The organism is Moorena sp. SIO4A5, from assembly GCF_010672005.1.
Taxonomy (GTDB): domain Bacteria; phylum Cyanobacteriota; class Cyanobacteriia; order Cyanobacteriales; family Coleofasciculaceae; genus Moorena.
Genome location: NZ_JAAHHZ010000160.1, coordinates 1 through 12,585, shown reverse-complemented (window position 1 = coordinate 12,585; position 12,585 = coordinate 1). Strand labels below are relative to the sequence as shown.

The 12,585-nt window shown below is 44.0% G+C and carries 12 protein-coding genes and 1 pseudogene; 11 read left to right on the top strand and 2 right to left on the bottom strand.

The features are described from left to right. Positions 1 to 250, bottom strand: a pseudogene (locus tag F6K57_RS30010) (hypothetical protein); the annotation flags it as partial. A 510-nt stretch (positions 251 to 760) separates the two neighbouring features. On the opposite strand from F6K57_RS30010, the gene F6K57_RS30005 reads away from it, so the two are divergent. Next, positions 761 to 883 (top strand): hypothetical protein, encoded by a 123-nt coding sequence (locus F6K57_RS30005; RefSeq protein ID WP_293071867.1) that lies wholly within the window; start codon positions 761 to 763, stop codon positions 881 to 883. Between the two features lie 817 nt (positions 884 to 1,700). Here F6K57_RS30005 and F6K57_RS30000 read toward each other — a convergent pair. Then, positions 1,701 to 1,898, bottom strand: coding sequence for a hypothetical protein (locus F6K57_RS30000; protein ID WP_143727682.1), 198 nt, complete (start codon positions 1,896 to 1,898; stop codon positions 1,701 to 1,703). A gap of 1,235 nt (positions 1,899 to 3,133) precedes the next feature. Here F6K57_RS30000 and F6K57_RS29995 point away from each other — a divergent pair. From F6K57_RS29995 to F6K57_RS29950, 10 genes are all read left to right on the top strand, one after another. Next, a complete protein-coding gene (locus tag F6K57_RS29995; protein ID WP_293066945.1) occupies positions 3,134 to 3,652 on the top strand; it encodes a phycocyanin subunit beta in 519 nt (172 codons plus the stop codon). Between the two features lie 100 nt (positions 3,653 to 3,752). Continuing rightward, a complete protein-coding gene (cpcA, locus tag F6K57_RS29990; protein WP_075901022.1) occupies positions 3,753 to 4,241 on the top strand; it encodes a phycocyanin subunit alpha in 489 nt (162 codons plus the stop codon). A gap of 104 nt (positions 4,242 to 4,345) precedes the next feature. Continuing rightward, entirely contained in the window at positions 4,346 to 5,164 is an 819-nt protein-coding gene (locus F6K57_RS29985; RefSeq protein ID WP_293066940.1) for a phycobilisome linker polypeptide, read from the top strand. Between the two features lie 54 nt (positions 5,165 to 5,218). Further along, positions 5,219 to 6,037, top strand: a complete 819-nt coding sequence (locus tag F6K57_RS29980; protein WP_293071866.1) for a phycobilisome linker polypeptide — start codon at positions 5,219 to 5,221, stop codon at positions 6,035 to 6,037. 45 nt (positions 6,038 to 6,082) lie between these two features. Beyond that, a complete protein-coding gene (locus F6K57_RS29975) occupies positions 6,083 to 6,943 on the top strand; it encodes a phycobilisome linker polypeptide (protein ID WP_293071865.1) in 861 nt (286 codons plus the stop codon). Positions 6,944 to 7,016: 73 nt separating this feature from the next. Next, positions 7,017 to 7,256: a phycobilisome linker polypeptide gene (locus F6K57_RS29970; RefSeq protein WP_293030731.1), complete on the top strand. Its 240-nt coding sequence runs from the start codon at positions 7,017 to 7,019 to the stop codon at positions 7,254 to 7,256. 454 nt (positions 7,257 to 7,710) lie between these two features. Further along, positions 7,711 to 8,448, top strand: coding sequence for a phycocyanobilin:ferredoxin oxidoreductase (locus tag F6K57_RS29965; RefSeq protein WP_293071864.1), 738 nt, complete (start codon positions 7,711 to 7,713; stop codon positions 8,446 to 8,448). Positions 8,449 to 8,582: 134 nt separating this feature from the next. Further along, on the top strand, positions 8,583 to 10,751 hold the full coding sequence (locus tag F6K57_RS29960; RefSeq protein ID WP_293071863.1) for an ATP-binding protein: 2,169 nt from the start codon (positions 8,583 to 8,585) through the stop codon (positions 10,749 to 10,751). Next, positions 10,741 to 11,121: a response regulator gene (locus tag F6K57_RS29955; RefSeq protein WP_293071862.1), complete on the top strand. Its 381-nt coding sequence runs from the start codon at positions 10,741 to 10,743 to the stop codon at positions 11,119 to 11,121. The genes F6K57_RS29960 and F6K57_RS29955 overlap by 11 nt, the downstream gene beginning before the upstream one ends. 32 nt (positions 11,122 to 11,153) lie before the next feature. Continuing rightward, positions 11,154 to 12,194 (top strand): response regulator, encoded by a 1,041-nt coding sequence (locus F6K57_RS29950; RefSeq protein WP_293066925.1) that lies wholly within the window; start codon positions 11,154 to 11,156, stop codon positions 12,192 to 12,194. Positions 12,195 to 12,585: the final 391 nt, after the last annotated feature.

Below are 12,585 nucleotides of genomic sequence, written 5' to 3'. Positions count from 1 at the left end.
CGGTTTGAACGGAACAGGAGCAGATCAAAGCCATATCTTCGCGAGTCAGGTCCCACTTCTGGTAAAACCGTTGCGGTGTCATGCCCAATTGGCAGTAACTGTACAGTAGGATTAGGATTTGCTCTCGCTCCGTGATGGGATAGGGATAGATATTTTCCTCCCTTGGCTCCCTCTGTTGTCCAAGCTGCTCAAGACGCTCCATCGCTTCGTGATAATTGATGGGATGATGAACAAATCGTTTTTTTGCCATATTATAGAGTTACCTAAACTGTAGTTTGGGAAAGAGCCGCGCTTGTGGCAGGTCAAGCGAAAAGCGCGGCTCTTTTTGGGATGTTTATATTATAAATAGTGGCTAGGGTTGTTGTCAAGTGGAAAATCAAAAAAATCTGGACAATTTACGAAAATTGTAATAATTAGTTACAATTAAATAGTTAAAATGATAACAGGTTTAGCTAATAGTTATAATCGGTAATAAAGCCAAAGTAAAGTAAGCATTTAGCTATTAGTTATCGGCTTATGCGCTACGCGAACAGCTATCAGTTATAAGTTATCAGCTTATGTACTACGCGAACAGCTTTTGAATGAAAGAGGTAAGCATTAGTTTAATGGCGTTGCGTCAATCAAAAAATAAATATTCGTAGAGTGGGCAGGATGCCCGCCCGAAGATTGTAACGTTGCGTCAATCAAAAAATAAATATTCGTAGAGTGGGCAGGATGCCCGCTCGAAAATCTAAGGAACAGGCAAGATGCCTATTACAAAATGACCAATCGAAATAAAACCGAGTTATTTAGGGAGTTTGTTCGCTCCCTACTGACTTACCAACCTCCAACTGAGATACCCACTCCCGAAAGTAACGAAGATGGTTCCAGTGGGGAGAGTTAGGGATGGTGTCTTTACCGTGAGCTGAGTAGAGATGGGGCTTGGGTATGCGATCGCTCTGAAAGACTCTCGAAAATTCTTCATATTTACAAAACTTTATATGAAAATGTAGAAAATTTGGATTTTCGGAGTGATTACAAAGTAAGGACATTCAAGAAACAGTAATGTGTTTAACCCACTTTCCATAAAGAATTAATGGCATGTACCAGATCTGTCCCTTTGTATAACTAGAGTTTAAAGCAATGACAATGAAGAAAAAATACCAGATTGTGAGTACTACCAAAGCTAAACCTATCCTCAACTTACCAGAAACCCACCTCCAAATATTGTCAGAAACTGAAAGCGCGACAGTGGTAGGAGGTAACCTTTTGACTGTTAACACCTCCGTTCAGAGAAATCTTCGTTTATTGAGGATAAGTGATAGACTTGGTCCAAAGCCAGAGGATCCGAGTATCGAACTCATATCCCGCTTATCTAAGATAGTAAATATAAATAAGGGGGGACAAACGGGTGGTGAACTATAACTTCACACGCTGAAACCCTTATGATTTCGCGATCGCTTATCAAAACAGTTCCAGCGTAGTAGCGCGATCGCCTTTGGCACAGCAAAGCTGAACGCCTTATTTTAAAACAGCCCCCATTAGTCCCCCGAGCGAGGGATTGCTCGCTCGGGGGACTTTTAGAGTTTTATTCCTCCCTCGGTGCGCTTCCCATAGGCGAATTAAATTCGCTTAAGGTGCGACCCAAAAAATTGGGTAGTTAGGGGGCAAAACTATACCGATAATCAGCAACTAGTACTAATTATCTACAGCATCAAACTTTACTTAAAGCGACGCAATCGCTTAGCAGCCTGTAATCCCTGATTAACAGTAGTAGTGCTAAGGGCTGTTACCTGAAGCCATGGGACAACATCATCTTTGATGCTCTTTTGGACGTCACTACTGGTAATGTAAGTAGCGACAACAGCAAGAGCTATAGGAACGCAGAAATGCCCTATAGCTTGGAGATATCTTTTCATAATTTTCATACAAACGCAATACAAACCAACAACTGACTTTAACTATGGATAGGCTGTGTCATAGCAAATGTCAATTACATTATAGAGGCTTAAAGATTATAATTTGTAGCCAAAAAAAATAAAGATTTGAATAAGATTAATAAAAAGTTACTGTAGGATAAAAAATAAGTATCCGGAGTTTATGTTTAACGTTTTAAATAAAATTAGTATATAATTTTATTTAATCTTATTTAATTATGGATTTAAGCTTACCTATTGTCTCAAGAAAATATTGAAATTTATTTTTAATTTTTAACAGGATAAGTGTAATAAAAAATGACTCATAATGTGCATTGGCTGGATATCGGTTGATCATGGCTCGAAACGCCTATAATCTCGTCGAACTGTACTCGCAATAGAGTTAAGTTGTTGAGAATAACAGAATAACAAATAACATGGTCTTTTATCAAAAAGCATATGCTTAGTGAGTTAAAATAAAAAGACAAACACAATATTAAACCTAACAACTAATATCGGACTATGAATAAGGCTGTGTCATAGTCCGATCATTCTCAACTTATTGAGCAAAGGCAGCACTACCACAAACATGCCCTTGCCCTAGAATTAACCACCATCCCTAACATCAAGAGTAATCTCAGCCGTTATCACCCGGTCTGTCTGAGAAACAATCTTTACTCGTCTAACTCTACCTGAATAGGGCGATCGCGTAGCGTCTCCCTAGGAGAATCGCACAATACTCAACTCTGCCAGGTCTTTCTTTACCTCCTAAGACATCGTCTCAGTACTGGTCAGATAATTAGTTTCGTGTGAAGATTCTTAAAGCTGACAAACGGCTCAATTTTCAGGAAGGACTAAACGCTCTATCCGTTATCCATAGTGCTTTGTAGCCTTGTTTTTACCCTTTGATGGCAAAAACAAAAGAGCTGAATTGTTACGATTTGTAATTGAATCACATAATTGCACAAAATCTGCACAGACGATTTGCTTGAATAGTTTTGGTCCGAAAGCCGCTGCATCCCTGACTTAAAAGTTAGGGGTCAGTTTCCTTGAGTTACCTTGTGTCTCTGAGAGAGGCTACAAAATTCTTAACAAGAAGGCTCAACGGAATTGAAGCTACTGGAGTAATTCAAGGCTGCTGATTGATTCATTACTCTGCTGTTTGGCAGAGTAGGGCAGGCAGTCAATTACTATCCAGTTTTGGATTTATACAAGTCAAGATGTAAGGAGAGACTTTAATGTTAGATGCATTTGCACGGGTGGTTGCCCAAGCTGATACCCGAGGTGTATATCTCAGTAACGATCAATTCGATTCCCTCAAGAGCATGGTTGCTGAAAGCAATAAGCGCATGGATGTGGTCAACCGACTCACAAGCAATGCCTCTGCAATTGTAGCCAATGCTGCCCGTAGTCTGTTTGCAGAGCAGCCCCAATTGATCCAGCCTGGTGGCAATGCTTACACTGGCCGTCGCATGGCTGCTTGCTTGCGCGATATGGAGATTGTCTTTCGCTATGTAACCTATGCCACCTTCGCTGGTGACGGCAGTGTTTTAGATGATCGCTGCCTTAATGGCCTGCGGGAAACCTATGTAGCACTGGGAGTTCCTGGAGGTTCTGTAGCTGAAGGTATCAATAAGATGAAGGACGCTGCGATCGCCATTGCCAATGACAGAACTGGCATTACTCCTGGTGACTGTAGCTCTCTAATGTCTGAGTTAAGTGGTTATTTTGATCGAGCTGCTGCTGCCGTTGGCTAGTTTCACCAAACCCTAGGACAGCCATCTGCTCGTTCAATTCTTCAGTAGCATTCGTTTACGAAAAATTTGCAAAACTTTTTTTTGAGAGGTAGATTACATTATGAAAACTCCCCTAACTGAAGCAGTAGCTACCGCTGACTCCCAAGGCCGCTTTCTGAGCAGTGCCGAAATTCAGAGTGCGTTCGGTCGTTTTCGCCAAGCTACTGCAAGTTTGGAAGCTGCTCAAAGCTTAACCAGTAAAGCTGAGACTCTAGTTAATGGTGCAGCCCAAGCTGTTTACCAAAAGTTCCCCTATACCACGCAGATGCAAGGACCGAACTACGCTTCGACTCCTGAAGGGAAGGCAAAATGTGCCCGTGATATCGGTTACTACCTGCGCATGGTTACCTATTGTTTGGTGACTGGGAGTACAGGACCCATGGATGAGTACCTGATCTCAGGAATCGCCGAAATCAACCTCACCTTTGAACTTTCTCCGAGCTGGTATGTCGAAGCTCTCAAGTACATCAAGGCGAACCATGGTCTAAGTGGTGACCCTGCCGTTGAGGCAAACTCCTATCTCGATTACACAATTAACGCTCTTAGCTAGGGTTTTTCGAGTTGCCCGGAACTCCAGGTGGCTGTTGATAGTTGATTAACGGTTTTCTGAAGTTCCGGGCAATGTTTTTTAGAAAAGAAATTTAGGAGACTAATATGGTAAGTCCAACAACAGCGAGGCTGTTAGGCATCGCACCTTTTGCGGATTCCCCTCGAATGGAGCTGCGCTCCTACTCTACAGAAGATGAAGTGCAAGCAGTGATTACAACTGCCTATCGACAGGTCTTTGGCAATGCTCATGTCATGGATTGCGAGCGTTTGACCAATGCAGAGTCTCTATTGCGCCAAGGTGACATTACGGTACGAGATTTTATCCGGGCACTGGCTCTGTCAGAACTATACCAGGAAAAGTTCTTAAACTCCACACCCCAAGTAAGGTTTATTGAGTTGAACTATAAGCATTTTCTGGGTCGAGCCCCTTATGATGAGTCGGAAATTGCCTATCATGTCGATCTTTTTAATCAAAAAGGCTACAAGGCGGAGATAAATTCTTACATCGACTCACAGGAATATCAAGAAAATTTTGGTAACTCGATTGTGCCGAGTTACCGTGGGTTCGAGAGCCCACAGGGTCAGAAAGTTGTGGGCTTTAGTCGCATGTTCCAGCTCTATCGCGGTTACGCCAATAGCGATCACGCCCAAGGCAATGGCAATCCCTCTCACTTAACTTATGAGCTGGCTCGTAACACCGCAACTCCTGTCCGAACCCAAACCAAGGGACAGGTAGTTATCGGCACAAATGCAGGTAGCCAAAGGCAGCTCTACCGCTTGCGAGTGTCTCAAGGGGTGACAAGAGGTGGTCCTCAAATCCGGCGCACAATTAGCGAGTATCTGGTGCCTTACGATCAGTTATCGTATACTTTGCGGCAGCTTGGCAAGCAAGGTGATCGAATAACAAGTATTACGCCAGCCTAAGGCAACTGAAATCTCACGACTATCAAGCAGTATTAAAAATTAGGAGAATAACAAGTGGCAATTACCACAGCAGCATCCTGGCTGGGAACCTCCGCCTTTAGCAATGCCAACCCCATTGAACTGCGCCCCAACTGGACCCAAGACAATGCTAAGGCTGTTATCCAGGCTGTTTACCGACAAGTACTCGGTAACGACCATCTCATGGCTTCTGAGCGTCTCACCAGTGCTGAGTCTTTACTCTGCCAAGGCTACCTGACTGTAAGGGATTTTGTGCGGGCTGTCGCCAAGTCAGAAGTCTACAAGTCGAAATTCTTCTACAGCAACTTTCATCCGAGAGTAATTGAGTTGAACTTCAAGCACCTACTCGGTCGGGCTCCCTATGATGAGTCTGAAATCATCTATCATCTCGATATCTATCAAAACCAGGGGTTTGAGGCAGATATCGACTCCTACATAAACTCCCTTGAGTATGAGCAGAACTTTGGCACCTCCATCGTACCCTACTATCGAGGCTTTTCCAATCAACCGGGACAAAAAACCGTCGGCTTTACCCGCATGTTCGAGCTCTATCGTGGTTACGCCAATAGCGATCGCGCTCAGGGCAAGGGCGGTCGTGCTAGTTTAACCTATGAGCTAGCTCGCAATATGGCAAACCCCGTGCGAACCCCAAATGGCGGACAAGCACTCACCGGCACAACTGCAAACATTCAGGGACAGTTCTATCGACTCCGAGTAACTCAAGGAGGTCTGGGACGTGCCCCTCAGATCAGGCGCAGCATCAGTGAATATGTCGTGCCCTACGAACGGCTATCTCCCACCCTGCAAAAACTAAACAAGCGCGGTTGTCAAGTCATGAGTATTACCCGTGCCTGAAGTTTCTAGAACATCTAAACGTCGAGTCCTATAGGAGTAGAGTAAGTGGCAATTACAACAGCAGCATCCCGCTTAGGCACCTCTGCCTTTAGCAATAGCAACCCCATTGAACTGCGCCCCAACTGGAGCCAAGATGATGCCAAAGCCGTCATTCAAGCTGTTTACCGACAAGTACTCGGTAACGACTACATCATGGCTTATGAGCGCCTCACCGGTTTAGAATCCCTGCTCTGCAATGGCTCTCTCACGGTGCGGGAGTTTGTGCGAGCTGTAGCTAAGTCGGAGCTATACAAGTCGAAATTTCTGTACAACAGCTTCCAAACTCGGGTGATTGAGTTAAACTTGAAGCACTTGCTAGGTCGAGCTCCCTATGATGAGTCTGAGGTAATTTACCACCTTGACCTCTACCAAAACAAGGGCTTTGAAGCAGATATTGATTCCTACATCGATTCTGCTGAATACGATGAAAACTTTGGTGACTTCATCGTGCCTTATTATCGAGGCTTCTCAACTCAAACCGGACAAAAGGTTGTGGGCTTTACTCGCATGTTCCGCCTTTACCGAGGCTATGCCAATAGCGATCGCGCACAAGTTGAAGGTAAAGCGTCTCGCCTTGCTAGTGAACTTGCTCTTAATAGTGTTTCAGCAGTGGTTGGTCCTTCCGGCGGTAGTGAAGGTTGGGCGTACCGAGCCTCTGAAAAAGGTGTTACACCCAATAAAACCTTCCGAAGTCCAACAAGAGAAGGTCGTATTTATCGGTTGGAAGTATCAGGAATGAACTTGCCTAGATATCCCAAAGTGCGCCGCATTAGCAAAGAGCTTCTGGTTCCTTATGAGAAGCTATCGGATACGCTCCAGCAAATTAACAAAATGGGCGGTAAAGTCGCTAGTATAACACTTGCTTAGATCACATTTGCTCTAAAAATAGAAGTTCAGGAGTTGATCTAATCTGAGTTAGCTATTAGGAGGTATCGGAAACATGCTGGGTGAATCTTTAATTTTTGACAGTTCTAATTCACCATCAGAAAGTCGTACCTTTGTCTATGAGGTAACAGGGTTATGGCATAAGGAAGAAAACACTAAAAACAGTTACCCTTTACCCAAGAGTAGCAGTATCTTTATTCAGGTTCCCTACAGCCAAATGAATGAAGAGATGCAGCGCATTACTCGTATGGGAGGAAAAATCGTCAGCATTCGTCCGGTTATGCCAACAACATAGTAACAACACTACCAAATGTCTTGAAGTTGGGACAAGGTGCTAGGTATTAGGTAAGCATTCAGCCGTCAGCTGTCAGCCGTGAGCTTTTAGCTCACGCTACGCGAACAGCTTATTTTATTTAAAAGCACCGATCTAGTAGCGTGCCCGTAGCCCATAAGTTGATAAATGATAGCTAATAGCTGTTCGCGTAGCGTGCGCGTAGCGCTTAAGCTAATAGCTGTTCGCGTAGCGTGCGCGTAGCGCTTAAGCTGATAGCTGATAGCTGAATGCTTACGGTATTAGATATTAGGGGACTTTTAATAAGATGTTAAGTATTATGATTTAGGTTTGAGATTTTTCATACCCAAAACCTGCAACCTAACACCTAACACCTAAGACCTAACACCTTCTCACCACAAAAATTTTCCGGCTTAAGTTGATACGGAAAAAACCTTATTTAAAACCTTAATATAAGATGGTAAAAACTCTTCAACCCTCTCTAAGAGAAAACCAGCATACTCTCATTCGCAAACTTGCAAACTGTATTGAAGACCACTGGCAACATTACTTATCTCTGTCTCCCTACACTATACCAGAGGATCTCGGTTACGTGGAGGGAAACTTAGAAGGGGAGAAACTATTAATTGAAAATCGCTGTTATCAGACCCCCCAGTTTCGCAAATTACACCTAGAGTTAGCAAAGGTAAGTCATCGCCTTGATATTCTCCACTGTGTTATGTTCCCCCACTCCAACTACAACTTGCCAATTTTCGGAGTTGATCTTGTGGGAGGAAAAAGGGTAATTAGTGCGGCTATTGTTGATCTGTCTCCCGTTACCACTGAGCGCATTTTACCGATATCTTATCGCAGTGTTTTAGCCAAACTACCCAAAACTAAGTTTTCTCAACACCGGGATTTACCTAAGTGGGGAGATATTTTTTCGGAATTTTGTATATTTGTGCGTCCTGCCGATGCTCAAGAAGAAGCGGCTTTCTTTGAGCAAGTTAAGCATTTTTTAACTCTGCATTGTCAAATTGCGACCGCCATGATGCCGATTTCTTCTCCTTACCAGGAAGCTGAAATTCTGGCAGGACAACGCTACTACTGTACTCAGCAGCAGCATAATGACAAGACTCGAAGAATCTTAGAACAGTCTTTTGGTCAGCAATGGGCACAACGATATATAACTACAATGCTGTTTGATTCCCCTTGATTGGGTTTGGAGCTTAGGGAAATCTTCAAGTGAAATTTCACGGGCAATAGAAGTCTTAAAGTTAAATTTTGTAAATTTTTAATAAAGTTTGATTACTTTAGATTACAGTAAAGTAGTTAACATTTGGCGTAGTCATGCAGTCTGCTGAGAAACCTCAAAGGCTTGAATCTCTTCTCAAAGCTGGATTCGAGCGCTCCTTTGAAGCAATTGCTATCGTTGGTGACAACGGTCAGTTCATAGAGGTGAACCCTGCTGTCTGTGATTTATTTGGTTTAGCAAGGGAGGAGTTGATTAATCACTCCATTATTAATTTTTTAAAACTAGATCTCAATTGTGAACAAGCATGGCACCTCTTTTGGGAAAGAGGGCAAGAAATTGGGGAAGTTCAACTCCTCTGCCCAAATGGCACGACACGAGCAGTGGAGTATACATCAGTTATAGACTTGTCACCTGGTAATCACTTGTTGATTTTGCGGGACATTACCAAGCGCCGACAAGCAGCAAAAGAAGAACTCCAACGCCAACATCAGCGGGTAGAGTTATTCTCTGAAGTAACTCTCAAAATTCGCCAATCTTTGCAACTCAAGGAAATTCTACAAACTGCTGTTACAGAGGTGCAAAGAATTCTTCGGGCTGATCGAGTACTGATTTACCAAGTTTTTGCCAATGGAACAGGTAAAATCATTAGCGAAGCGACCTTACCGACATATCCGGCAATTCTCGACGTTGAGTTTCCCGAAGAAGTCTTTCCTGCAGAGTACCGAGAACTCTATGGTCAAGGTCGCACCCAAGCTTACGCTGATGTTCACAGCCCTGATGCCGCTTTGGCTGAGTGCTTAGTTGAGTTTCTGGATGAATGGCATGTCAAAGCCAAACTCGTTGTGCCGATCTTACAAAGCCTAAACTCCTACACAAACAGCCAAAATCGCCGAGTTAAACCCCAGAATCAACTTTGGGGTTTGCTGATCGCCCATCAGTGTCAGGCTGCTCGACCATGGAGTGAGTTTGAGGTTGAACTGATGCAACAGTTGGCAGACCAAATAGGCATTGCCCTATCCCAAGCTCAACTGCTGGAGAATCTGGAAGAGATGGTTGCAGAACGGACAGCCGAGTTGAGGAAAGTAAACAGCAATCTGCAACAGGAAATCAATGATCGCCTTCAGGCAGAAGAAGCTTTGCGTCGTTCTGAAGAACAACTCCGCCTCATCACCAATGCACTGCCTGTTTTAATTGCCTACATTGACAAGGAACAGCGCTATCGCTTCAACAATCAAGCCTACAAAACCTGGTTGGGACTTTCCCCTTTAGAGGTGTCTGGATCTCACCTTCAGAAAGTCCATGGGAAGAAAGTCTATCAGCAGATTCGGGTGCATGTGGAGGCTGCCTTGTCAGGTCGGACAGTCACCTACGAACATGAAATGACCCTCAAAGATAGACGCACTCACTCCGTCAGCGTTACCTACATCCCTCATCTCAGCGAGGAGGAGGGTTTAGTCAAAGGTTTTTTTGCTTTAACAAGTGATATTAGCGATCGCAAAGCCATAGAACGGATGAAGGACGAGTTCATTTCAGTGGTCAGTCACGAACTCCGCACCCCTCTGGCCTCAATTCACGGTTCCCTGAAAATCCTGGCGACGGGAAAACTCGGTAAGCTCTCTGCCAAAGGACAGCGAATGCTCGAAATTGCCGACGAACAAACTGATCGCCTGGTGCGCTTAGTCAATAATGTCTTAGACCTACAGCGCATTGAGTCAGGTAAGGTGAATATGGACAAAAAAGCCTGCAATGCAGCTGACTTGATCAAAAAAGCAGTCCAGGCTATGCAAACAATGGCTACTGAACATGGGGTTAAGTTGGCAACCAAGTCCACCTCTTTCTCTGTTTGGGCTGACCCCGACTATATTGTCCAAACCTTGACTAATTTACTAAGCAACGCAATTAAGTTTTCACCTGCCAATAGCACAGTTTGGCTCTCTGCAATAACAGATAACGAGGTTAATAGAACCAAAAAGCAGAAACAGCTGCGATGCTCCACAACTGCCTATGTCACATTTCAAGTCAAAGATCAGGGACAAGGCATCCCCAATAGCCAGCTCGAAAGTATCTTCGAGCGCTTCGAGCAAGTGGACTCATCTGATTCCCGTAAGAAAGGTGGAACAGGTCTGGGGCTAACGATTTGCCGCAAAATTATCCAGCAACACGGCGGCAAAATTTGGGCAGAGAGTTCCCTAGGTAAAGGCAGTACTTTTTATTTTACCCTACCCGCTTTAAAACAGCAAGAAGAAGATAACCATGAGTACTAAATGCATCTTGCTAATTGACGATGAAGAAACTATCCAGGAAGTGGTGCAAGTCGGTCTGGAACTTGAAACAGATTGGGAGGTACTAACAGCTTCTTCAGGCTTGGAAGGTATCGCTATGGCTAAAACTAAACTGCCAGACGCAATTTTACTTGATGTAATGATGCCAGATATGGATGGAATCGCAACCTTTTCGAAGTTAAAAGCAAATTCTATAACGCAGTCAATTCCCGTTATTTTTCTGACGGCAAAGACTCAGATAGCAGAGCAACACCCGTTTAAAAAAATCGGAATTTCTGGTGTTATTATCAAACCCTTTAATTCTATAACTTTGGCTATTCAAATAGCAGAAATGTTGGAATGGAAGTTGTGATTTATTACTGTTGATCGTTTGTAGTTGTACACATGAGACTATTACTAGTGGAGGATGATGAGTCTTTAATTGATTTACTCAAAAACAGCCTTCCCAAGCAAAATTATGTGATTGATGCTGTCACTGACGGTGAACAGGGATGGGCCTATGGGTCAACTTATACCTACGACCTGATTGTACTGGACTTGTTGCTGCCAAAGGTTGACGGAATTAGTCTTTGTCAGCGTTTCCGCGCCAGTGGTTATCACATGCCTATCCTTTTACTAACATCATGCCATGCTAGTGTAGACAAGATTAGGGGGCTAGATGCTGGTGCCGATGACTATATAACTAAGCCTTTTGATCTTGAGGAACTAGCAGCTCGCATGCGAGCTCTATTGCGTCGAGTAAACTCAAACTCCCTGCCTGTACTGAGTTGGGGTAGCTTGCAACTAGACCCGCGCAGCTGTAAAGTAACCTACGACACTCAGTTGCTCTCATTAACCCCCAAGGAATATGGGCTACTAGAGTTATTCCTGCGCCACAGCCATCATGTTTTTAGTACTGACGAAATTATAGACAATTTGTGGTCCTCGAAAGAATTTCCAGCGGAAGCAACAGTTAGATCTCATCTAAGAAAGCTACGCCGGAAATTAAGAATTGCTGGTGCTCCCGAGGATTTGATTGAAACAGTACATGGACTGGGATATAGACTAAAGTTGCAGCCAGACAATGCTGATTCTAAACCTACTACTGTAATCCAAGAAGAGATTACCGCCAATAAGCACTCAAAACACCTCAAAGCGATCGCTGCAGCTTGGGAAAAGTACCGGGAAAAGAGCCGTAATCAATTGGCTATCTTAGAGCAAGTCCCTAGGGTTTTCTCAGAAGGGTCTCTGAATTTTTCCCATCAAGAACAAGGGAGGTTGGCAGCTCATAGTTTAGCTGGAAACTTGGGTATTTTTGGTTTCTCAGAAGGGTCGCGCTTAGCGCGGGAACTTGAAGGTATCTTGCAAGGGGATACTGATTTGGGTGCTGAACAAATCTTCCACTTTCAAGTACTTTTAACGGCTCTGCGCGATGAACTAACCTAGGAAAATATAACTAGGCAACAGAATTGGCTAATCGCATTCTCAACCGCCTTGAAAGAGTGCGACTTCAGGCAGGAAGTTATCCTTAGGGGTTGTCTGAAAAGTCTCATTTGCTACATCCAAGCCCCCGTTGGTCCCCCCTCATAAGGGTAGGTTTTTTACTTTGACCTCAGGTGTGGGGTGTAGGGGGTGGGGTGTGGGGTGTGGGGGATAAGAAAATATACTTAATTTGTCGTTAACAATCATCATTTCTTCGTTGTTTTCCTTTTTCTCTCCCTCTCGGTCGTCCCATATTTTACCCAAATGTAAAAAACCTACCCCTGTGAGCTAAATCCCCCGACGGGGGACTTTTAGAAGCAAATTGACTCTTCCCCCAAAGTTGGGGGACTAGGGC

What these genes read in the sequence shown, in the direction of transcription:
- F6K57_RS30005 (WP_293071867.1), top strand. Translation starts at nt 761, where the DNA reads ATGACCAATCGAAATAAAACCGAGTTATTTAGGGAGTTTGTTCGCTCC.
- F6K57_RS30000 (WP_143727682.1), bottom strand. Translation starts at nt 1,898, where the DNA reads ATGAAAAGATATCTCCAAGCTATAGGGCATTTCTGCGTTCCTATAGCT.
- F6K57_RS29995 (WP_293066945.1), top strand. Translation starts at nt 3,134, where the DNA reads ATGTTAGATGCATTTGCACGGGTGGTTGCCCAAGCTGATACCCGAGGT.
- cpcA (WP_075901022.1), top strand. Translation starts at nt 3,753, where the DNA reads ATGAAAACTCCCCTAACTGAAGCAGTAGCTACCGCTGACTCCCAAGGC.
- F6K57_RS29985 (WP_293066940.1), top strand. Translation starts at nt 4,346, where the DNA reads ATGGTAAGTCCAACAACAGCGAGGCTGTTAGGCATCGCACCTTTTGCG.
- F6K57_RS29970 (WP_293030731.1), top strand. Translation starts at nt 7,017, where the DNA reads ATGCTGGGTGAATCTTTAATTTTTGACAGTTCTAATTCACCATCAGAA.
- F6K57_RS29965 (WP_293071864.1), top strand. Translation starts at nt 7,711, where the DNA reads ATGGTAAAAACTCTTCAACCCTCTCTAAGAGAAAACCAGCATACTCTC.
- F6K57_RS29960 (WP_293071863.1), top strand. Translation starts at nt 8,583, where the DNA reads ATGCAGTCTGCTGAGAAACCTCAAAGGCTTGAATCTCTTCTCAAAGCT.
- F6K57_RS29955 (WP_293071862.1), top strand. Translation starts at nt 10,741, where the DNA reads ATGAGTACTAAATGCATCTTGCTAATTGACGATGAAGAAACTATCCAG.
- F6K57_RS29950 (WP_293066925.1), top strand. Translation starts at nt 11,154, where the DNA reads ATGAGACTATTACTAGTGGAGGATGATGAGTCTTTAATTGATTTACTC.